Origin of the sequence: Carnimonas nigrificans ATCC BAA-78 (genome assembly GCF_000526695.1) — a bacterium.
GTDB lineage: Bacteria > Pseudomonadota > Gammaproteobacteria > Pseudomonadales > Halomonadaceae > Carnimonas > Carnimonas nigrificans.
On record NZ_JAGO01000011.1, the window covers coordinates 190,111 to 211,216 of the forward strand.

Sequence of the window (21,106 nt, forward strand, 5' to 3'; positions counted from 1 at the left end):
TTTTAGCGCTATATACGCTTCCTGAACAGTAACTTCTGCGATATTCAAAGGCCCTGCGGTTTGCCACCACTATCTGGCAAGCCGCAGGGCTTTTGCGTTGCGCCTGCGTCGTTAGGCGCTTTTGCTCACCAGCCAGGCGCTGTAGTAGGGCTTGAGTTCGAAGCAGCCATCCTGAACCTGAAGATGTCCCATCAGCTCACGCCATTCACGCTGCGCAAATTCCGCTGGCAGCCTGACGTTAATGGGCTGGCGCGTTACGTTATGAATGGCGAGCAGTAAACGGCCATCATCCAGTGGCCCACGCTGGAAAGCGAAGATACCTTCACCGAAATTGAGCACTTTTTGCGGGCTAGAGGGGTGGAAGCAAGGCTCCTGGCGGCGCTTGTTAAGCAGCTGCGTCATCGCCTTCAGTACAAAGCGGGTGGGGGTAACGGCGGCAAGCTGGTCGTCGAGTTCCTGAATGCGCCACTTCTTGCGGTTGATGGCGCGCAGGCCGCCGTTGCGCGACACGTTGGCGTAGTCGTTAGTGGTGCCGGTCAAGCTGTGGAAGTAAACGCCGGGAATGCCCTGTAGCCCTAGCATGATGGACTGGCTGCACAGAAAGCGAATGATTTGCCAGGCATCCTCGCCGCCTCGAGTGCCTTTCATGGCGTCAAAATAGGTGATGTTGGCTTCATAGGGAGAGTCTGTGCCGTCCGGATTCGCCTTCATGCTGATATAGCCGCCGAAGCGCTTCATCAGCTCCAGCATCTGGTCGATGTCATGCTGGGGCAGCAGCCCTTCGAGTGCGCGCACGCCAATGCCGTCATGGCTGGCGGTGAAGTTGAAGAAGGTGCAATCGGGCGGCAACTCGGGCAACGACGCTGCCCACTGCGAGAGCGGTGTGGCGTCACCTGAGGTGAGGGTGTGTACCAGCAATGGCGGTAAGGTGAACTGGTACACCATATGCGCTTCAGGCGCCTGTCGTGCCTCAAGGTGACCGAAGTAGCTCAGATTCTCCTGGTGCGGCACGTTGGTTTCCGTAATCAGCAGCGCTCCCGGCATCAGATAGTCGATAATCGCCCGCATCAGGCGCACCAGCGCGTGGGTTTGCGGCAAGTGAATGCAGGCGGTGCCCAGCTCTTTCCACAAATAAGCGACGGCATCAAGACGAATCAGCCTGATGCCCTGTTGCAGGTAGTTGATCAGAATGCCGGTCATCTCAAGCAGCACGTCGGGGTTAGCGTAGTTAAGGTCAATCTGATCCTTGGAGAAGGTGGCCCACACGTAGCGCTTGCCACGGCGCGTGTAGACGGGCGTCAGCACGGGGCTGGCGCGGGGGCGCGTGACCATCAGCACATCAGTGTTTTTGGGCAGTTCGATAAAGTAGTCGCGGCCCGGTTCAGTGCCCGACAGGTAGTCGGTAAACCACAGGGACTCTCGCGAGACATGGTTAACGACCAAATCCGCCATCAGTTGATAGCGTTGGGCTATGCGGTGAATATCCTCCCAGTCGCCCAGGTCAGGATTGATCTCTCTATAGTGCACCACTGAAAAGCCGTCATCGGAGCTCCACGGAAAAAACGGCAGAATGTGGACACTACTAAAGGTGTCAGCGAGATGGTCATCCAGAAAGCGGGCCAGTGTTTGCAGCGGCATTTCGCCACTATTGGCCTCTGCCAGCAGATTGTCGCCATAGCAGATCAGCACTTGCGAGCGCTCGCTCCACAAGGTGTCAGGCGGTGCAGTGGCTGAGTGAATCGGGTGCTCTTCGATAAGGGTTAACAGCCGCTTCAATAGCGTAGTGCCTTGCTGTTCACCATAAACGAAATTCAGTTCATCAAGCGCACGCTGCTGGAACTCTTCTGGCGACAGTGGCGCAACGGTGGGCAGGTTCTGAAGGTATCCAGATGTCATACATGGCCTCAACTGTGTAGGAGAGTATTCGGCTTAAGAAATGTTGAATCCGGGAAGCGAAGGTGGCGCTTCTTGTGATTTGTCATGCACGCATGCACGCACGCTGCGCAGCGGCACCCGAGCGAATAACGGGACTTCACTCAGCGTTTTTTCAAGCATACGCCATTGGTGAGCAAGCGCCAGAGCACATACGCAAGATGTCAGTTGATTTATTTGCGGCGCTCGCGCACACTGCGCGCAATGGAGGGGAGTATTCCCCATCGCTCCTGCGGGAGCCTTGATGCTGTCTTCGTCATCACGAGCCCTCATGGCTCCGGAGGCAGCGGCGCGTGAATCTGCGCGGAAGAGACCTCCGGTAAACCTGTCCGTTGGCAATGTTGCCCGGACATTCTCCTCGTTTGCCGGAGCCTTCGTATGCACGTTCCCGATTGGATCTGGGGGATTACCCTCGCTGTTGTTGTCTTTCTCTTCCTGTTCGACTTCTTCGCCCATGTGCGTCGCCCCCATGTGCCCACGTTCCGTGAATCGCTTGGCTGGTCGATTGTGTATGTGCTGCTGGCGTGCGTTTTTGGCGCAGGTGTGTGGTGGGTGTGGGGCAGCAAGCATGGCACCGAGTTTTTCGCCGGCTTCGTGATGGAGAAGAGCCTCTCCGTCGATAACCTGTTTGTCTTTTCGATTATTCTGGCGAAGTTCAATGTGCCCGCTCAGGCCCAGCAGAAAGCGTTGATGATCGGTATCGTGGTCGCGCTGCTGCTGCGCGGTATCTTCATTGCGGCAGGGGCGGCGGCCATTCATCAATTCAGTTGGGTGTTCTATATCTTCGGCGCCTTTCTGCTCTATACCGCGGTCAAGCTGGCGATCGAGAGCTTCTCTCACTCTGACAGCAGTAGCGAAGATGATTACAAGCCCAACGCGGTAATACGGTTTGCCCAGCGCCACTTGCCCATTAGCGATACGTTTGACGGCAATCGTGTGACTTCCCGCGTGAATGGCAAAAGAGTGCTGACCCCTATGGCGCTGGTGATCCTGGCCCTGGGGCTTACCGATATCGTCTTTGCGCTGGATTCGATTCCGGCCATTTATGGGCTGACGCAAGCTCCCTACATTGTGTTTACCGCCAATGTCTTTGCCCTGCTGGGGCTGTTGCAGATGTTTTTTCTGCTGGAAGGGCTGCTGGAGCGTTTGGTCTATCTGGGGGCGGGGCTATCGCTGGTGCTGGCATTTATCGGCGTTAAGCTGGTGCTTGAAGCGCTGCACGAAAACAGTTTGCCATTTCTCAATAACGGTGAGCCATTAACAGGCGTTCCGGAAATATCGACGGGTCTGTCACTGACAGTGATCATCTCCGTACTGCTGGTGACAACAGTTGCAAGCCTGTGGAAGTCGAAGTATCGCCAGGGCGGCGAAGAAAAATGATAAGAGAAGAAGTGAAGAAGGAATAAATGAAGAGGGAAGAGAAGTAACGAAGGGGAATAGTGGGGCTGTGTGCGGTATCAGGAATTCCCCTGTGCCGGGAAATGATCGGCACAGGGTCAAGGAGCCGCTTGCTATACGTGAGCGGCCTTGCGATATGCCAGCACAACAAGCTGAGCGATAACGCTACCCACCACAGCGGTGCCTACGCCCAGCCCGCTGAAGGCAAGCTCCGGTAACACTCCGAAGATCGAGCAGATAAAGCTGACGACTACGCCACCCAGAGCGCCTGCCCCCATTGCGCCCAGGAAGCCGACGCTTATCTGCTGAGGCACGAGAATATTAAATATGCCTCCCACCAGTGCGCCAGTGACTATCCAGGAAATAAGGTCCACGGTACGGCTCCTTCTTGTTGGCTATTCGATGAATCTGCTAGTGCGCATCGCCTTGCCGTACCCCGCCAACGCGGGACTGGTCAAGCGCTGCAATGTCATGAAATGAAAGTATCAAGTGTAGCCTAAGTAGCCCAGAGCGTCTGTCTCTGCGGCGATTTTACGCACTCTTTCTCTTTTCCTCATGAGTGTTCGCTAAACTACTGGTAAAGTAGGGCTTTTCATGGCAAATGCACGTGCTGCGGTGGATCGCAGTGCCCGCTGGTGAACGTCGGGCGCACTATAAGCAGCCCTGATTCCTTGGCTAGCACACTTCTCCGCCAGCCAGCTATTCGACCGAAGTGGCCTTTTTATGCACTGTCCATTTTGTGGGACGCAAGAAACAAAAGTCAGTGACTCGCGACTGGTTGCAGAGGGCGACCAGGTTCGCCGTCGTCGCCAGTGTCTGAGCTGTGGCGAACGTTTTACGACCTACGAAACCGCTGAGCTGGTGATGCCGCGTGTGGTGAAAAGCGACGGCACCCGTGAAACCTTTGATCCTGCCAAGGTGAGGGCGGGCGTAATGCGTTCGCTGGAAAAGCGCCCCGTGGCTTCTGAACGTATCGAAGCGGCATTGGAGCAGATTCGTCAGCGCCTGCGTGCTCGTGGAGAGCGGGAAGTGGGGGCGCGGGTGATTGGCGAAGAGGTGATGCGTCAGCTCAAGCTGCTCGATCAGGTTGCCTATATTCGCTTCGCATCGGTATACCGTCGGTTTGAAGATGTCGACGAATTCCGGGCTGAAATCGAGCGCCTTACTCACCCCACCAGCGATAACGATGAAGAAGGCGCGGGAGCGACCAGTGAGTAACCTTCAGCCTGAACTATCGGATGAGCATTTTATGGCGCGCGCCATCGAGCTGGCGGCGCGTGGCCTCTATACCACCATGCCCAACCCGCGCGTGGGCTGCGTGCTGGTTAGTGATGGTGAAGTGATCGGTGAAGGCTTCCATCAGCGCGCCGGTGAGGGACATGCGGAAGTCAATGCGCTGGCCTCTGCGGATGCCGCGCGTGTGCGTGGTGCGACCGCCTATGTGAGTCTGGAGCCATGCTCCCACTACGGACGTACCGGCCCCTGCTGCGAAGCGTTGGTCAATGCCGGTATTTCACGGCTGGTTGTAGCCATGCAGGACCCTAATCCCGACGTGGCTGGGCGCGGTATCGCCTTCTGTGAAGCAGCAGGTATAGAGGTGAAGGTGGGCGTGTGTGAAGCGGCGGCGCAGCAGTTGAACGCAGGGTTCGTCAAGCGCATGCGCCAGCAGCGGCCTTTTGTGCGCGTCAAACTGGCAGCTAGCCTGGATGGGCGCACTGCGATGGCAAGCGGTGAGTCAAAGTGGATTACTGGCCCCGCGGCGCGTCGTCAGGTACAGCGTTTGCGCGCGCGCTCCAGCGCCATTATCAGCGGCGTTGCTGCCGTTCTTGCCGACGATAGCCGCTTGACGGTACGTGAGAGCGAGTCCGGTCTTTCTTCCAGCGAAGCGGGGCCACTGCCGCTACGTGTTGTCATTGATTCACGGTTGCGTCTGCCGCCCACCGCTAGCATGCTGAGCGAGGAAGGGCGCACGCTGGTGTTTACCACTGCGCGCCGTGAACCGCAGGCCCAGGCACTGTCGAGCGCAGGCGCTGAAATTATCGAAGTGACGGCAAGCGACGATGGGCATGTGTCGCTGGCGGCGGTGCTCTCCTATTTGGCCAGCGAAGAGAGCTGTAACGAGGTGCTCGTTGAAAGCGGCGCGTCTTTGGCAGGAGCCTTCATGGGGCAGCATCTTGTCGATGAAGTCGTGATATTCATGGCTCCAACACTGCTTGGCAGCACGGCGCTGCCGCTCTTCGATATGCAACTGACACAGATGAGCGAACAGCAGCGGCTGGTGATCAGCGATGTTCGCGCGGTAGGCGACGACTGGCAAATCATAGCCCGCCCCGTCTGACGTACAGCCGACGGGCGCAGTTGCCCGTATAATGGCCTCCTGGCGGGTGGCCCTATTTAGCAATGCTTGAAAGGAATTGGCGACATGGCGTTATCATCCATAGCAGATCTGGTAAGCGACATCGCTCAGGGCAAGATGGTTATTCTGCTCGACGATGAAGGGCGTGAAAACGAGGGTGACGTGATTATCGCCGCCGAATGCGTCGAAGCCGAACACATCAATTTCATGGCGCGTCACGCGCGCGGCCTTATTTGCATGCCACTGAGTCGCCTGCGTGCCAGGCAGCTAGGGCTGGATCTTATGGTGCGTGAGAACGGCTCGGGCTTCGGTACTAAATTCACCGTGTCCATTGAAGCAGCCAACGGCATCACCACCGGCATTTCTGCGGCTGACCGAGCGCGCACCATTCGCGTGGCAGCCGCTCGTGGTGCCAATGCCAGCGATATTGTGCAGCCAGGTCATGTGTTTCCGCTTATCAGTGAAGATGGCGGCGTGCTGCGCCGGGCAGGGCATACCGAAGCGGCCTGTGATCTTGCCGAGATGGCCGGTTTCGAGCCAGCCGGGGTGATCTGTGAGGTGATGAACGATGACGGCACAATGGCGCGTCGCGAGGATCTCGAAGCCTTTGCCGCCGAACACGACATTCGTATCGGCACTATTGCCGACCTGATCGAATACCGCATTCACCATCAGCAAACCATCACGGAAGTCAGCGCCGAGCCGGTAAATACGGCATTCGGCGAATTTACGCTGCATACCTTCAAGGATTCCATTACCGGGCGTCACCATCTTGCACTGGTGAATGGACAGCCGTGCCGCGAGGAGACAGTGACGGTGCGTGTTCATGTGCCCGATAGCCTGCGTGATATTCTGATGCTGGAAGGCACTGCTGGCGCGCGTAGCTGGGCGGGCAGCGAGGCACTGGAAGCGCTGAGCAGGCAGCCGTGTGGAGTGCTGGTGCTGCTTGATGAAGGGGGCGCGCCGCTCGATTACAAGGAGCAGCTCGACATTTTCTTCGGGCGCCGACAGGTGCCGCGTGATTGCAGCCTGAACGGTAGCGGTCAGTACCTGACCATCGGCACGGGCGCGCAAATTCTGCGGGCGTTGGGAGTAGGGCGAATGCGGCTATTAAGCTCACCGTTGCGCTTCTCGGCGCTGGCTGGCTTCGGCCTGGAAGTGGTCGAGCAGATCGGTTGCGATACCGTTTCGAGCCAGTAAGCTGTACCATGCGCACTTGACCGAACATCGTCGCCCGCTTTGGCCCTCTGCCTGAGCGGGCGCAGTTGACTCAGGGCCTCGGTGGCTCTGTTTATGTGATGAAACAAGGCTCGCGGTGCGAGCAGAGAGTACTATGGAACCTATTGCGCAGTTGGAAGGCCGCTTCGTTGATGTAAACGGACGCTATGTCATTGTTGTGGGCCGTTTTAACCACCACGTCGTTGATTCACTGGTGGAGGGCGCTGTTGATACGCTGGTACGCCATGGCGTTGACGAAGAAAACATTCGCATCGTGCATGTGCCCGGCGCGTGGGAGCTGCCGCTGGCCGTCAAGCGTGTGCTTGAACGTCACGCACCTGATGCAGTTATCGCCTTGGGCGCGGTGATTCGCGGCGGTACGCCCCATTTTGAGCATATCGCGGGGCAATGCAATTCTGCCCTGAATCGTCTGCAAATCGACTTCGATACGCCGATCACCAATGGCGTACTGACCGTCAATACCATTGATCAGGCGATCGAACGTTCTGGCACCAAAGCGGGCAACAAGGGCACTGAAGCCACGATGGCCGCGCTGGAAATGGTCTCGCTGCTGCGTCAGATCGACACCGAAGGAGAAGCGTAATGGCCAATGCGCAAAAACAGCCTTCCAAATCGCAGGTCGCTCGTCATGCTGCCCGTGAGCTAACCGTTCAGGCGCTCTATCAGTGGGAGCTTCAGCATCGTGAAAAAGCGCTCTCCACGGTAGAGGCGGAGTTTCGCAGCCAGTTGGCGGATGAAGATGCGCCGGACGCGGAAAACTGGGTGAAGGTGATGGCGATGGCCGATTTGGTCCTGTTCCATGACCTGCTCAAGGGCATTGGTGAACAGTATGCGCGCGTTGATGAATTGATTGACCCGCTGCTCGACCGTGCCATTACCGATCTCGACTACGTAGAGCTTGCCATTTTGCGTCTGGGCACCTACGAGCTGAAAGAGCGGCTGGAAGTACCGTATCGCGTCGTGATCAACGAATGCGTGGAGCTTGCCAAGGAGTTCGGTGCGACCGACGGGCATAAATATATCAACAGTGTGCTCGACAAGCTGGCGGTGTCGCTGCGTAGCGCCGAAGTTGAGGCGCGCCGGCGCTAAGCCCTGCCCATGCTCGGTGAATTCGATCTTATCAAGCGCTATCTGCTCGCGCCCACCCAGGGTACGCGCGCTGACGGTTATCCGCTGGAAGGTGTATCGGAAGTACCGAACGGCCCATGCAGAGAGAGTGGATCAGGGGTCGCCTTGGGTGCCGGAGATGATGCGGCGCTGCTGGTACCGGCAGCGGGCCATCAGGTGGTTGTAAGCGTGGATACGTCAGTCGCCGATGTCCATTTTCCTGCCGATGCTCCGGCCCATGCCATTGGTTATCGCAGTTTGGCGGTAAGTCTTTCCGACCTGGCTGCGATGGGGGCAACGCCGCGCTGGTGCCTGCTGGCCCTTACCCTGCCAGAGGTCGATGAAGACTGGGCATCATCGTTCAGCCGTGGTTTTCATCACCTGGCAAATCAGCACCGGCTGGCCCTGGTAGGGGGCGATGTAACGCGTGGTGAACTCTCGGTCTCCGTGACGGTAATGGGCGAGTTGCCCGTGCGCCACGCCCTGCGTCGTGACGGCGCCAGAGCGGGCGATCTGATCGCGGTCACGGGGCCGCTGGGCAGTGCCTGCGCCGGTCTCAAGCGTTGGCAGCGCGGTTGTCGTCGTATCGAACACGATGCGCTGCTGGGTGCCTATCTTTATCCCTCTCCAAAGGTTACCGCTGGGCGTGTGCTGCTTGGGTATGCCAATGCAGGCATGGATATTTCCGATGGACTGGCGGCTGATCTTCATCATCTTTGTGCGGCGTCCCAGGCAGGTGCCGAGCTTGCGTTTGAACATCTTCCCATTGCGCCTGAGACCGTGAGCGAACTGGGCAGCCAGGAAGCAATGAACGCGGCCCTTTACGGTGGCGATGATTATCAGCTACTCGTTACGCTCACACCATCAGCGCTGGGGGAAGCGCGTGAACGGCTTGCGCAAAGCGGTGAAACACTGACCGTTATTGGCCGAGTGATTGCTGAACCTAATATCGTTCGAACGCTGGGCGGCGAGCTCTTGCAGCCCAACGGCTGGCAGCATTTTCATGGTGATCGCACCGAGCGTTAGCGCCTCCTCTTGATAATGGGAGCGAACGCCCACATTCCTGAAACATTCGTCGTCGCTATTGGCCAGCTCAAAGCGGCATAGAGGTTGCCTTACGCTTTCAGGAAAACTCCATGACCCAGCGCTCTCCCGATGTACCTTCCCATGGCTCGCACGACAACCTGGTAATGTCAGGCGAAGCAGACAATATCTCCCAGCCCGGACAGGGCAGTGCCTACGCTAATTCGGGCCAGGTGATCAAGGCCGATGACGCGCTTCCTCACAGGCTCTATCTGCTGCCCATCAATAACCGCCCGTTTTTCCCTGCTCAGGTGCAACCGCTGATGATTCACCGGCAGCGCTGGGAAGAGACCATGCGTCAGGTGGCCGAAACTGCCCACCATACCGTGGGGCTGGCATTTGTCGGCGATCTCGACAAGGAAGTGCCAAATCAAATGGACTTCCCGAAGATCGGTACAGCGGTGAAGGTGCATCGTGCTGAGGCGGGCGATGACAACCTTCAGTTTATGGCGCAGGGCGTCAAGCGCTTTCGTATCGTGCAGTGGCTGACCTATGAGCCGCCCTACATTGTCGATGTGGAATATCCCGACGAACCTGTGGATCGTGAAGACGACGAGACACGCGCCTACGCCATGTCGGTCATCAACGGCATCAAGCAGCTTCTGCCGATCAATCCTCTCTATGGTGAAGAGCTTAAAAATCACCTGAACCGTTTCAGCCCCAACGAGCCTGGCCCTCTGTGCGACTTTGCAGCGGGAATTACGTCGGCGAAAGGCGAAGAGCTGCAAAAGGTGCTTGAAACGCTGCCGGTGATTGATCGCATGAAAGCGGTGTTGCCGCTGCTGCATAAAGAGATCGACGTGGCGCAGCTGCAAAGCGAAATTTCGCAGCAGGTCAACGCGCAAATGGAGAAGCGCCAGCGTGAGTTTTTCCTGCGCGAGCAGCTCAAGGTGATTCAAAAAGAGCTGGGTATCTCCAAGGATGACCGCGAGAACGATGTCGATACCTTCCGTGATCGCCTCGAAGACAAAGAGGTGCCCGAGCATATTCAGGCGCGTATTGATGACGAGCTGAACAAGCTATCGGTGCTTGAAACCGGCTCTCCCGAGTACAGCACGACGCGCAATTACCTCGATTGGCTGACCAACATGCCATGGGGCGTTACCTCCACGGATCAGCTCGATCTGGACAATGCGCGCCGTATTCTGAGCCGCGATCATGACGGCCTGGATGAAGTCAAAGAGCGGATTGTCGAGTTTCTGGCGGAAGGGAGCTTCAAAGGCTCGGTAGGTGGCTCGATTCTGCTGCTGGTCGGGCCGCCGGGGGTGGGTAAAACGTCGGTGGGGCGCTCGATTGCCGAAGCGCTGGGCCGCAAGTTTTATCGCTTCTCGCTGGGCGGCATGCGTGACGAAGCCGAAATCAAAGGGCATCGGCGTACCTATGTCGGCGCCATGCCCGGCAAGTTTGTGCAGGCGCTCAAGGAAGTCGAGGTCGAAAACCCGGTCATCATGCTTGATGAGATCGACAAGCTGAGCCAGTCGTATCAGGGCGACCCTGCCTCTGCGCTGCTGGAAGTGCTCGACCCTGAGCAAAATGTCGATTTTCTCGATCACTATCTCGATGTGCGTGTTGATCTGTCGAAAGTGCTTTTTGTGTGCACCGCCAACCAGCTCGATACCATTCCCGGCCCGCTCTACGATCGCATGGAGAATATTCGTCTCTCGGGCTATATCACCGAAGAGAAGGTCAGCATCGCCAAGCACCATCTGTGGCCCAAGCTGTTGCGTCGTGACTCCATCGCCAAGAGCCGTATTACGCTGACCGATACCGCGCTGCGTCAGGTAATCGAGGGCTATGCGCGTGAAGCTGGCGTGCGTCAGCTTGAAAAGCAGCTGCACCGTATTGTGCGCAAGGCGGCGGTCAAGCTGATTGAAGGCGCGGAGAAGGTCAAGGTCTCGGTCAATAATCTCGAACAGTTCCTCGGCGCGCCGGTATTCCAGCAGGAGCAGGTGCTGAAGGGAGTCGGTGTTGTTACCGGCCTGGCATGGACCTCGATGGGCGGCACTACGCTGCCCATTGAAGCCACCCAGGTGCACGCGCTGGATCGCGGGCTGAAACTGACCGGCAAGCTGGGCGATGTAATGCAGGAGTCGGCCAATATTGCCTACAGCTTTGTGCAGTCCAACCTGAAAGGCTTCGGCCTTTCCGCAGATGCGTGGGATAAAACCTTCATTCACCTGCATGTGCCGGAGGGCGCAACGCCCAAGGATGGCCCCTCGGCGGGGGTGACCATGGCAACCGCGCTGCTGTCGCTGGCACGCAAGCGCGCCATCAAGCCCGGCGTTGCAATGACGGGCGAGCTCACGCTGACAGGCAAGGTGCTACCGGTAGGCGGGATTCGTGAAAAGGTGATTGCCGCGCGCCGCAGCAATATCTTCGAACTGGTACTGCCGAAGGCTAACCAGCGTGATTACGACGAACTGCCCGACTACGTGAAGAAAGGCGTTACGGTGCACTTTGCCGCGCGCTATAGCGACGTAACCAAGGTCGTTTTCGTGTAGGTTGCTCTCTTCGATACGCTGACACAAGAGCGGGCCTCCCCATGGTGGGAAGGCCCGCTTTTTTCAGGCTCTCATCTGGTTCTCAATCGCGATCGACGGCGAAGTTTTGCCAGGCCTGGCGTACCGGCATGATCTCAAGACGGTTGATGTTAACGTGGTCTGGCAACGTGGCGACATAGACAATCTGGTCTGCAATATCTTCGGCGCTGAGTGGCGTGGTGCCAGAGTAGAGATTGTCGGAAGCGGCCTGATCTCCCTTGGTGCGTACCAGGGTGAACTCGGTTTCCGCCATGCCGGGAGCGATGTCGGTCACGCGCACACCGGTGCCGAGCAGGTCACAGCGCAGGTTATAGCTGAACTGTTTTACAAATGCCTTGGTAGCGCCATAGACGTGACTGCCAGGGTAGGGCCAGGCACCAGCGACCGAGCCAAGGTTGATGATGCTGGCACCTGCGCCTGTTTCAATCAGGGTAGGCAGCAGAGCGTGGGTGACATTCAACAGCCCCTTGATGTTGGTATCGACCATGGTGTGCCAATCCTGAAGATCGGTCTCCTGAGCCGATGTCGGCGATAGCGCCAGCCCCGCGTTATTGACCAGCGAAGTCACCTGCCGGAACTGCTCGGGCAGGGCGCTTACCACCTCTTTTACGGCCTCGGCATCCTGCACATCGAGAGGCGCGATATGAACGGCCACCTTGTCGCCAAGCTCGCGCTCGATCTCACGTAAGCGCTCTTCGCGGCGACCCGTCAGAACCAGTTGCCATCCTTCCGCGGCAAAGCGGCGTGCAGCGGCACGACCGAAGCCTGAAGTGGCACCCGTAATAAATGCTGTCTTGCTCATCATGCTCTCCTGTTGTTTTCAGCCGTGTCAGGCAGTGAAACCTGTCGCCGTGTGCCCTTGACGGTAATGGATTGAGCGGCAAGAAAAAAGCGGCGCTGTGCAGAAGGAGCCTCATATGCGCGTCTTTCCATCTTTTGAAGGGATGATGAGTACTGTCGATAAGGGGCTGGCTGCGGGAGAGCGTGGCAAACTGCAATAATCGCTGCTGAAAGTGGTGATGCTCGGCAGCGTTGCTCCGCTGGATTGAGAGTGTTTAGGTTATTCGTTCAAATATATCTATAAATGTGAAATATAGTGCCGTTTGAATGGGTAATGGTGAATGAATTATGGCGCGAACATGTGCTAATGTGGCATTATGTGTTTGACCGTTTGTTGGCAGGCTAGAAAGTATTCTACGCTCACCGTTCTCTAGTCAGAGGGCTAACGAAAGAGCGAGGCGCATCGGGTTCACGGGCCTTATTGATCTCTGGATACCGTGTTAATAACCCAGCCGAATGTTGGCAAGTCTATCCGCTTGCTTGCTGGGCGTTTATTGCTGCACCACCCCGCAGTTGTTTGCTGGCTCGACCCGCCTTGTTATCAATAAGGCGTGTTCAGGGTTTCCCGCTCTTGCCTATCGGCGCCGCACGCGGCCGATATGCCAACAAGAAATTTCTATACGAATTTCATCGCGCTAACTTTGCCTGATGAGGAAGAGCTTCATGCCCCAATATCGTTCCAAAACTTCTACCGGTGGCCGCAATATGGCCGGCGCTCGCGCGCTGTGGCGAGCTACCGGCATGGAAGACGGTGATTTTGACAAACCGATCATCGCCGTTGCCAACTCCTTTACCCAGTTTGTGCCGGGCCATGTCCATTTGAAGGACATGGGCCAGCTCGTCGCACGCGAAATCGAGAAAGCGGGTGGTGTGGCCAAGGAGTTCAACACCATCGCCGTGGATGACGGCATCGCCATGGGCCACGATGGCATGCTGTATTCGCTGCCATCACGCGATATTATCGCTGATTCCGTCGAGTATATGGTGAATGCGCACTGCGCCGATGCGCTGGTGTGTATTTCCAACTGTGACAAGATCACCCCCGGGATGCTGAACGCGGCCATGCGTCTGAATATTCCGGTGGTCTTCGTTTCAGGCGGCCCCATGGAGGCCGGTAAGGTCAAATTGATTGACCACGGTCTTGATCTGGTTGATGCCATGGTCATGGCGGCGGATGACTCGGTCAGCGACGAAGAGCTGGCCGAAGTCGAGCGCAGCGCTTGCCCCACCTGTGGCAGTTGCTCCGGCATGTTTACCGCCAACTCGATGAACTGCCTGACCGAAGCGCTAGGATTCTCGCTGCCGGGTAATGGCACTACGCTGGCAACCCACTCTGACCGTCGGCGTCTGTTTGAAGAAGCAGGGCGTACCGTTGTCGAGATCGCTCGTCGTTATTACGAACAGGGTGATGAATCCGTGCTGCCGCGTAATATCGGCTCCAAGGCGGCATTCGAGAATGCCATGACCCTGGATATTGCGATGGGTGGCTCAACCAATACCATCCTGCACCTGCTGGCAGCAGCGCAGGAAGGCGAGGTCGATTTCACCCTCAACGATATTGATGCGCTGTCACGCAAGGTGCCGCAGCTATGCAAGCTGGCGCCCAACACGCAGAAATACCACATCGAAGATTGCCATCGCGCCGGCGGCATCATGGGTATTTTGGGTGAACTGGATCGTGCGGGTGTGCTCGATACTTCTCTGCCTACCATCCATAGCCCGACCATGAAGGACGCACTGGAGCGTTTCGACATCATGCGCAACCCTGCGCCTGAGATTGTCGAATTCTACAAGGCGGGGCCGGGCGGGGTTCGTACCCAGCAGGCATTCTCGCAAAGTGCGCGCTGGCCGAGCCTCGATGGTGATCGTGCTCAGGGCTGCATTCGCAGCATCGACCACGCCTTCTCGCAAGAGGGTGGCCTGGCGGTGCTGTTCGGCAACATTGCGGAAAGCGGCTGTGTCGTGAAAACCGCCGGTGTTGATGACTCGATTCTGGTATTTGAAGGTCCGGCTCATGTGGTCGAATCGCAGGATCAAGCGGTTGAGCATGTACTGGATGGCAAGGTCAAGGAAGGCGAAGTCGTCGTGATTCGCTACGAAGGCCCCAAAGGCGGCCCTGGCATGCAGGAGATGCTTTACCCCACCTCCTACCTGAAATCGAAAGGGCTGGGCAAGAAGTGTGCGCTGATGACCGACGGTCGCTTCTCCGGCGGCACTTCCGGGCTGTCGATTGGTCACGTTTCGCCAGAGGCGGCTTCTGGTGGCGCGATCGGGCTGGTGGAAAACGGCGATATGATCCGTATTGATATTCCGGCGCGTCGTATTGACGTAGTGCTCTCTGATGACGAACTGGCCGCACGTCGCGAGCAAATGGAAGCTCGCGGTGAGCAGGCGTGGAAACCGTCGATCAAGCGCGCTCGTAACGTCACTGCTGCGCTGAAGGCTTATGCAATGCTGGCTACTTCCGCTGACCGTGGCGCAGTGCGCGACCTCGACAAGCTGGAATCCCGCTAACGCTGGTACTTCACTTGTGCCACTGCGTACAGCCAATGCCCCGTCTTATGCGGGGCGTTGTTGTGTCAGGGGAATGCTGGCAAGCGGCGGAGCAGCGCGCTTCCTACTCGTGCTGTGTGGCCTGCTGAAGATAATCCCGTACCAGGTAGAGGGCCGCGATGCTGCGCGCTTCATGGAAATCGTCGCGGGCGATCAGATTCGGCAGCTCGCTCAGTGCCCATGGGATCACTTCCAGCGGTTCAGGCTCATCGCCGGTTAGTCGGGCAGGGTATAGATCCTGCGCCAGCAGCACCGTGATCCGATGCGACATATAGTTGGGCGCCACGCTGACCTCCTTGAGCGGGGTAATGCGTCGCGCGCCAACGCCACACTCTTCCTGAAGTTCGCGATTGGCTGCCTCTTCGAGGGTTTCTCCTGAATCGACAGAGCCTTTCGGTAGCCCCAGCAGGTAGCGTTCAAAACCGGCGGCATATTCGCGCACCAGCAAAAAATGCTCGCTATCCTGCATCGCCACCATCATCACTGCCCCATATGTATCGCTGCTCTTTAAGCGCTCGAAGGTACGTTGGGTGCCGTTGCTGAATTCAATATCGAGTGATTCCACGCAAAACAACCGCGAACGGGCGATTTCATTGCGCTGATGGATAACAGGAGGCGTGGTAGGCATAAGAGAGGCACCAGCGTTCAACGGAAGAAGAGTACCAACGGTATCATTGTGTCTCTGATAATGCGCACATAGTGTACGCAAATGAGCGCCTGCTCTTGGTTATTGGCGGATCACCCCCATCTCTGGGGAATCAACCGGCAAGGAGAGACCATGCAGCAGGTACGTCTCGACAAATGGCTGTGGGCTGCCCGTTTTTTCAAAACCCGCGCACTGGCCAAGAAAGCAATTGAAGGCGGTAAGGTGCATTACAACGGTGAGCGCACGCGCACCAGTAAACAGGTGGAAGTAGGTGCGCTGCTGCGCGTTCCGCAAGGCTTCAATACGCTGGAAGTCGAAGTGCGGGAGCTGAGCGATCAGCGCCGTGGTGCTCTCGAGGCCCAGATGCTCTACGCCGAAACCGACGTCAGTCGCGAGCGGCGCGAACGCGAAACCCAGCTACGCCGTGACGCAGGCAAGGTCATGCAGGCGCCGCCCAAGCGCCCCGACAAAAAAGCGCGTCGCGATATTCAGCGCTTTCAGCGTCACGGTTTCGAGGAGTAATCCCGAGCCGCTCTCCTTATTTTTACTGGCACAGCAGCACGCTGCCAGCGATTCAGGACATCCGATATGCAACTACCCCAATTCGACCGCATGCAGCGGTTCATGTTTGACGACACCCGTGTGCGCGGTGAATTGACCCAACTGCACGCCGCCTACCGTGAGGTGCTGAAGCGCCATGACTATCCTGCGCCCGTAGCGCGGCTGCTAGGTGAGCTGATGGCAGCCAGCGCGCTTCTGACTGCGACCATCAAGCTGGATGGCATCATGAGTCTGGAGCTGCGGGGCGAAGGGCCAATTTCCCTGTTAATGGCTGAATCCAACCCCGGGGCTGAGGACGTGGCCCAGCAGCTGCGCGCCATCGCTCGCTATGACCAGGAACAGCTTGACCGTTTGCAGGAGAGCGACTTCCGCACCCTGATGGGCAATGGTCAGTTGGTGATTACGCTGGACCCCACCCACGGGCAGCGCTATCAGGGAATCGTGGCGCTGGATCAGGTAAGCTTGGCGGCGTGTCTTGAAGGATATTTCGAGCGCTCCGAGCAGCTTCCTACCCGACTATGGCTGGCGTCCGATGGTGAGCGTGCAGCGGGTTTGCTGGTGCAGCAACTGCCTGAAGATGAACGCCAGCATGACAAGGACGCGTGGGATCGCATTGTCGCGCTCTCCGATACCATTAGCGATGAAGAGCTGCTGTCGCTGGCGCCTGAGGAAGTGCTGCACCGCTTGTTCCACGAAGAGCAGGCGCGGGTGTTCGAGCCTTCCGCCATCGCCTTCGGCTGCACCTGTTCGCGCGAGCGCTTTGCGCTGGCCCTGCACCGGTTGGGGGCCGAGGAGCTTCGCTCTATCGTGGCAGAGGAGGGCAAGATAGATGCCCAGTGCCATTTTTGTAATACCCATTATGAATTCAGCGCCGCTGATGCCGAGAGCCTGATCGAGCGCCCCGACGAATCTTCGCCGACCTTGCACTGATTCATCGCCGCTCAACAGCCGCCAGCCGCCGAGAAGCACTGGCGGCTTTTTTATGCGCTTCTGACAAGGAATGACACCCAAGGGGCATGAGCTGGCGAAGCTATCCAGTGCTGTGGGTGGAGGCGGTTATCTGAAACTTGTCTTAATTAAAAAGGCGGGAAACCGGCACCTTCCCGCTCTTTTTGACGTGATTTTCGCGTGGTGTATGACGCTGTACGGCACTGAGACAAAGGCCAGCGACACGGTATGACACCGCCGTTGCGGGAGTGGTGAGGGATGAACCTGGCATGTTCGAGGAAGGCGCCTTGTCAAGGCTTGGATTCAAAGGCAAGAGGCAACCTTTAATCAATATGTAGTTGGATGGAAAATTTTTAACACCACATATAGTGTTTTGCGTCGAAACAGCTCCTGAGAGGTCTCAGGGGCATCACATATTTCGACTATTTGCCTGGCGGTGTCCATGAATCAGCCTATATGGGTGACCAAACGTAGCGGTGAGCAGCAGCCCATCGACCTTGAGAAAATTCATCGTGTGCTCGATTGGGCAGCGCAAGGGTTGGAGGATGTGTCGGTATCGCAGGTAGAGCTGCGTTCGCGGCTTCAGTTTTATAACGGCATCAGCACCAGCGATATTCACGATACCCTGATAACTGCCGCCGCTGATCTGATCTCTGCCCAAACGCCGGATTATCAGTATTTGGCGGCGCGGCTGGCCGTCTTCCATCTACGCAAGAAAGCCTTTGGCCGCTTTGAACCACCGCCGCTTTATCAGCATGTCCAACGTCTGGTGGGGATGGGGCGCTACGATAGCCATCTGCTTGAGGATTACAGCGAGCAAGAGTTCGCGCGGATGGATAGTTTTATTGATCACTGGCGGGATATGCGCTTCTCCTATGCAGCGGTAAAGCAGCTGGAAGGCAAATATCTCATCAAGGATCGCACCACCGGAGAACTGTTTGAAAGCGCACAGTTTCTCTATGTGCTGGTAGCGGCCTGCCTGTTTGCCGGTTATCCGCGCGAGACGCGGCTCGATTATGTGCAGCGTTTCTACGATGCTGTTTCCACCTTCAAGCTATCGTTACCCACGCCGATCATGGCAGGGGTACGCACCCCCACGCGGCAGTTCAGTTCATGTGTGCTGATCGAGTGCGGTGACAGCCTCGATTCGATCAATGCGACCGCCAGCGCCATCGTGAAATACGTCTCCCAGCGTGCCGGTATTGGCATTAATGCCGGGCGTATTCGCGCTCTGGGTAGCCCGATCCGGCATGGTGAGGCATTTCATACCGGCTGTATTCCCTTCTACAAGCATTTCCAAAGTGCGGTGAAGTCGTGTTCGCAAGGGGGAATTCGCGGAGGCGCGGCAACGCTTTTCTATCCGCTATGGCACCTTGAGGTCGAGAGCTTGCTGGTACTCAAAAACAATCGCGGCGTTGAGGATAACCGTGTGCGCCATATCGACTACGGCGTGCAGCTCAATCGCTTGATGTATCAGCGCCTGATTGCGGGCGGCTCAATTACCCTGTTTAGCCCCTCGGATGTGCCTGGCCTGTATGAGACGTTCTTCGCCGATCAGGATGAGTTCGAGCGCTTGTATACGCAGTACGAGCAGGATGTGTCGATTCGCCAGCGCTCGGTAAGTGCTGTGGCGCTGTTTTCGCTGTTGATGCAGGAGCGCGCCTCGACCGGTCGTGTCTATATCCAGAATGTGGATCACTGCAACACGCACAGCCCGTTTGATCCGGCGCAGGCACCGGTGCGGCAGTCCAATCTGTGCATGGAGATTGCATTGCCCACAGCGCCGTTGGGAGAGCGTGATAAGGAAGGGGAAATTGCCCTGTGTACGCTTTCGGCCTTTAACCTGGGGGCCATTAACGCGCTGGATGAACTGGAAGAGCTGGCGGAACTGATCGTCAGAGCGCTCGATGCGCTGCTCGATTACCAGCACTATCCCTTGCCCGAGGCCCAGCGTAGTGCGCTTAACCGGCGACCGCTGGGAATCGGCGTGATCAACTTCGCCTATTATCTTGCCAAACACGGCGTGCGCTACTCCGATGACCGCGCCATGGCGTTGACCCATCGCACCTTTGAAGCCATTCAGTTCTATCTGCTCAAGGCGTCCCAGCGTCTGGCGCAAGAGCAGGGCGCCTGCGCCTGGTTCGATCAGACCCGCTATGCACAGGGCCTGTTGCCCATCGACCACTACAAGCGGCAGCTGGATGAGCTATGCGACGAGCCACTACACTATGACTGGGAAGGGCTGCGCGCTGCCATTCAGCAGCATGGATTGCGCCACTCGACGCTCTCGGCCCTGATGCCCTCTGAAACTTCATCGCAGATTTCGAATGCGACCAATGGCATAGAACCACCGAGGGGAGCGGTCAGTATCAAGGCGTCGAAAGATGGCATTTTGCGGCAAGTGGTGCCGGAGCTGGCGCAGCTTGGCAGCCGCTATGAGTGGCTGTGGGAGATGCCCGGCAACGAGGGCTATTTGCGCCTGGTGGGCATCATGCAGAAGTTTATCGACCAGGCAATATCGGCCAATACCCATTATGACCCTGCGCGTTTTGCCGGCGGCAAGGTGCCGATGAAGCAGCTGCTGGGCGACCTGGTTACTGCCTACCGTCTGGGCATTAAAACCCTCTATTACCACAACACCCGTGATGGTGCCGACGACGCTCAGGTCATGGGTACAGATGCGGTGGGCAGTGACTGTGAAGGCGGCGCCTGCAAGCTTTAAAGAGCGCTCATCACATTGCGATGGATTTGGCACAAGGAGGGAATCGTCATGGCTTATACCACCTTTTCAATGCGGCATAATGATCAGCTCAAGGAGCCGATGTTCTTTGGGCAGCCGGTCAATGTGGCCCGTTATGACCAGCAAAAGCACGTTATCTTCGAAAAACTCATCGAAAAACAGCTTTCGTTCTTCTGGCGACCCGAGGAAGTGGATGTCTCCCGCGATCGCATTGATTATCAGCGACTGCCGGCCCATGAGCAGCATATCTTTATCAGCAACCTGAAATATCAGACGCTGCTTGATTCCATTCAGGGGCGTAGCCCCAATGTGGCGCTGCTGCCTCTGGTGTCGATTCCCGAGCTGGAAACCTGGATTGAAACCTGGGCCTTTTCGGAGACCCTCCATTCACGCTCTTATACCCATATTATTCGTAATATCGTGAATGATCCGGCGCTGATATTCGATGATATCGTGACAAATAAAAATATCGTGGCACGCGCTCGTGATATTTCACGTTATTATGACGAATTAATTGAAATGTCGAACTATTATCATCTGCTGGGCGAAGGGCAGCATTATATTAACGGGCGCTATAAGGAGATATCCCTGCGTCAGTTGAAACAGGCCCTTTATCTCTGCCTGATGAGTGTCAACGTGCTGGAAGCCATCCGCTTCTATGTCAGCTTCGCGTGCTCCTTCGCCTTCGCCGAGCGCGGTTTGATGGAAGGCAATGCCAAGATCATTCGCCTGATTGCACGGGATGAAGCGCTGCATATGTCCGGTACCCAGCATATGCTTAACCTGATGCGTTCTGGTGCTGATGATCCGGAAATGGCCGAGATTGCCCAGCAGTGTCATGAGCAAAGCCGCGCACTTTTTCTATTGGCGGCTCAGCAGGAGAAGCAGTGGGCGGATTATCTGTTCAAGGATGGTTCGATGATCGGCCTGAATCGCCAGATTCTGCATCACTATGTCGAGTACATCACCAATATTCGGATGCAGGCGATTGGAATGGAGCCTGCGTTTGAAAAACGTTCACACCCGATCCCCTGGGTTAATGCGTGGCTGGCCTCGGATAATGTGCAGGTGGCACCGCAAGAGGTTGAAGTCAGCTCTTATCTGGTGGGGCAGATTGATGCCACTATTACTGCCGATGATCTCGGCAGCTTCGAGCTATAGCC

The 21,106-nt window shown here is 57.1% G+C and carries 17 protein-coding genes; 13 read left to right on the forward strand and 4 right to left on the reverse strand.

The features are described 5' to 3' along the window. Positions 1-111: 111 nt before the first annotated feature. The gene (locus tag L881_RS0104560) at positions 112-1,896 is read right to left on the reverse strand and encodes a sugar phosphorylase (RefSeq protein WP_025732537.1); all 1,785 of its coding nucleotides are present in this window, start codon (positions 1,894-1,896) and stop codon (positions 112-114) included. A gap of 414 nt (positions 1,897-2,310) precedes the next feature. On the opposite strand from L881_RS0104560, the gene L881_RS0104565 reads away from it, so the two are divergent. After that, the gene (locus L881_RS0104565; protein ID WP_025732538.1) at positions 2,311-3,312 is read left to right on the forward strand and encodes a TerC/Alx family metal homeostasis membrane protein; all 1,002 of its coding nucleotides are present in this window, start codon (positions 2,311-2,313) and stop codon (positions 3,310-3,312) included. Positions 3,313-3,443: 131 nt separating this feature from the next. On the opposite strand, the gene L881_RS0104570 is transcribed toward L881_RS0104565, so the two are convergent. Further along, entirely contained in the window at positions 3,444-3,704 is a 261-nt protein-coding gene (locus tag L881_RS0104570) for a hypothetical protein (protein ID WP_025732539.1), read from the reverse strand. 349 nt (positions 3,705-4,053) lie between these two features. Here L881_RS0104570 and nrdR point away from each other — a divergent pair, with 349 nt between their 5' ends. The 7 genes from nrdR to lon all read left to right on the forward strand — a co-directional run bounded on the left by nrdR (position 4,054) and on the right by lon (position 11,616). Then, positions 4,054-4,548: a transcriptional regulator NrdR gene (gene nrdR / locus L881_RS0104575; RefSeq protein WP_025732540.1), complete on the forward strand. Its 495-nt coding sequence runs from the start codon at positions 4,054-4,056 to the stop codon at positions 4,546-4,548. Continuing rightward, entirely contained in the window at positions 4,541-5,668 is a 1,128-nt protein-coding gene (gene ribD / locus L881_RS0104580) for a bifunctional diaminohydroxyphosphoribosylaminopyrimidine deaminase/5-amino-6-(5-phosphoribosylamino)uracil reductase RibD (RefSeq protein WP_025732541.1), read from the forward strand. Before nrdR ends, ribD begins: the two co-directional genes overlap by 8 nt. Positions 5,669-5,752: 84 nt before the next feature. After that, positions 5,753-6,886, forward strand: coding sequence for a 3,4-dihydroxy-2-butanone-4-phosphate synthase (gene ribB, locus L881_RS0104585; RefSeq protein WP_025732542.1), 1,134 nt, complete (start codon positions 5,753-5,755; stop codon positions 6,884-6,886). 133 nt (positions 6,887-7,019) lie between these two features. Beyond that, entirely contained in the window at positions 7,020-7,508 is a 489-nt protein-coding gene (gene ribH / locus L881_RS0104590; RefSeq protein WP_025732543.1) for a 6,7-dimethyl-8-ribityllumazine synthase, read from the forward strand. Further along, positions 7,508-8,014: a transcription antitermination factor NusB gene (gene nusB, locus L881_RS0104595; RefSeq protein ID WP_025732544.1), complete on the forward strand. Its 507-nt coding sequence runs from the start codon at positions 7,508-7,510 to the stop codon at positions 8,012-8,014. Before ribH ends, nusB begins: the two co-directional genes overlap by 1 nt. A gap of 9 nt (positions 8,015-8,023) precedes the next feature. Next, complete coding sequence (gene thiL, locus L881_RS0104600) at positions 8,024-9,058, forward strand: thiamine-phosphate kinase (RefSeq protein WP_025732545.1); 1,035 nt, start codon at positions 8,024-8,026, stop codon at positions 9,056-9,058. A gap of 110 nt (positions 9,059-9,168) precedes the next feature. After that, positions 9,169-11,616 (forward strand): endopeptidase La, encoded by a 2,448-nt coding sequence (lon, locus tag L881_RS0104605; RefSeq protein ID WP_025732546.1) that lies wholly within the window; start codon positions 9,169-9,171, stop codon positions 11,614-11,616. Positions 11,617-11,698: 82 nt separating this feature from the next. Here lon and L881_RS0104610 read toward each other — a convergent pair whose 3' ends face one another. Further along, on the reverse strand, positions 11,699-12,457 hold the full coding sequence (locus L881_RS0104610) for an SDR family NAD(P)-dependent oxidoreductase (RefSeq protein ID WP_025732547.1): 759 nt from the start codon (positions 12,455-12,457) through the stop codon (positions 11,699-11,701). 701 nt (positions 12,458-13,158) lie between these two features. Here L881_RS0104610 and ilvD point away from each other — a divergent pair. Then, complete coding sequence (ilvD, locus tag L881_RS0104620) at positions 13,159-15,009, forward strand: dihydroxy-acid dehydratase (protein WP_025732548.1); 1,851 nt, start codon at positions 13,159-13,161, stop codon at positions 15,007-15,009. 103 nt (positions 15,010-15,112) lie between these two features. Here the strand turns inward: ilvD and nudE are convergent, their stop codons facing one another. Further along, complete coding sequence (nudE, locus tag L881_RS0104625) at positions 15,113-15,676, reverse strand: ADP compounds hydrolase NudE (RefSeq protein WP_025732549.1); 564 nt, start codon at positions 15,674-15,676, stop codon at positions 15,113-15,115. A gap of 150 nt (positions 15,677-15,826) precedes the next feature. Between nudE and L881_RS0104630 the strand changes: the two genes are divergently transcribed. The 4 genes from L881_RS0104630 to nrdB all read left to right on the forward strand — a co-directional run bounded on the left by L881_RS0104630 (position 15,827) and on the right by nrdB (position 21,104). Then, positions 15,827-16,216 (forward strand): RNA-binding S4 domain-containing protein, encoded by a 390-nt coding sequence (locus tag L881_RS0104630; RefSeq protein ID WP_025732550.1) that lies wholly within the window; start codon positions 15,827-15,829, stop codon positions 16,214-16,216. Between the two features lie 66 nt (positions 16,217-16,282). Beyond that, positions 16,283-17,185, forward strand: coding sequence for an Hsp33 family molecular chaperone HslO (hslO, locus tag L881_RS0104635; RefSeq protein WP_025732551.1), 903 nt, complete (start codon positions 16,283-16,285; stop codon positions 17,183-17,185). 460 nt (positions 17,186-17,645) lie between these two features. Further along, positions 17,646-19,925, forward strand: coding sequence for a class 1a ribonucleoside-diphosphate reductase subunit alpha (gene nrdA, locus L881_RS0104645; RefSeq protein ID WP_025732553.1), 2,280 nt, complete (start codon positions 17,646-17,648; stop codon positions 19,923-19,925). 48 nt (positions 19,926-19,973) lie between these two features. Then, positions 19,974-21,104, forward strand: coding sequence for a class Ia ribonucleoside-diphosphate reductase subunit beta (nrdB, locus tag L881_RS0104650; protein ID WP_025732554.1), 1,131 nt, complete (start codon positions 19,974-19,976; stop codon positions 21,102-21,104). The last annotated feature ends 2 nt before the right edge of the window (positions 21,105-21,106 follow it).

What these genes read in the sequence shown, in the direction of transcription:
- L881_RS0104560 (WP_025732537.1), bottom strand. Translation starts at nt 1,896, where the DNA reads ATGACATCTGGATACCTTCAGAACCTGCCCACCGTTGCGCCACTGTCG.
- L881_RS0104565 (WP_025732538.1), top strand. Translation starts at nt 2,311, where the DNA reads ATGCACGTTCCCGATTGGATCTGGGGGATTACCCTCGCTGTTGTTGTC.
- nrdR (WP_025732540.1), top strand. Translation starts at nt 4,054, where the DNA reads ATGCACTGTCCATTTTGTGGGACGCAAGAAACAAAAGTCAGTGACTCG.
- ribB (WP_025732542.1), top strand. Translation starts at nt 5,753, where the DNA reads ATGGCGTTATCATCCATAGCAGATCTGGTAAGCGACATCGCTCAGGGC.
- ribH (WP_025732543.1), top strand. Translation starts at nt 7,020, where the DNA reads ATGGAACCTATTGCGCAGTTGGAAGGCCGCTTCGTTGATGTAAACGGA.
- nusB (WP_025732544.1), top strand. Translation starts at nt 7,508, where the DNA reads ATGGCCAATGCGCAAAAACAGCCTTCCAAATCGCAGGTCGCTCGTCAT.
- thiL (WP_025732545.1), top strand. Translation starts at nt 8,024, where the DNA reads ATGCTCGGTGAATTCGATCTTATCAAGCGCTATCTGCTCGCGCCCACC.
- lon (WP_025732546.1), top strand. Translation starts at nt 9,169, where the DNA reads ATGACCCAGCGCTCTCCCGATGTACCTTCCCATGGCTCGCACGACAAC.
- L881_RS0104610 (WP_025732547.1), bottom strand. Translation starts at nt 12,457, where the DNA reads ATGAGCAAGACAGCATTTATTACGGGTGCCACTTCAGGCTTCGGTCGT.
- ilvD (WP_025732548.1), top strand. Translation starts at nt 13,159, where the DNA reads ATGCCCCAATATCGTTCCAAAACTTCTACCGGTGGCCGCAATATGGCC.
- nudE (WP_025732549.1), bottom strand. Translation starts at nt 15,676, where the DNA reads ATGCCTACCACGCCTCCTGTTATCCATCAGCGCAATGAAATCGCCCGT.
- L881_RS0104630 (WP_025732550.1), top strand. Translation starts at nt 15,827, where the DNA reads ATGCAGCAGGTACGTCTCGACAAATGGCTGTGGGCTGCCCGTTTTTTC.
- hslO (WP_025732551.1), top strand. Translation starts at nt 16,283, where the DNA reads ATGCAACTACCCCAATTCGACCGCATGCAGCGGTTCATGTTTGACGAC.
- nrdA (WP_025732553.1), top strand. Translation starts at nt 17,646, where the DNA reads ATGAATCAGCCTATATGGGTGACCAAACGTAGCGGTGAGCAGCAGCCC.
- nrdB (WP_025732554.1), top strand. Translation starts at nt 19,974, where the DNA reads ATGGCTTATACCACCTTTTCAATGCGGCATAATGATCAGCTCAAGGAG.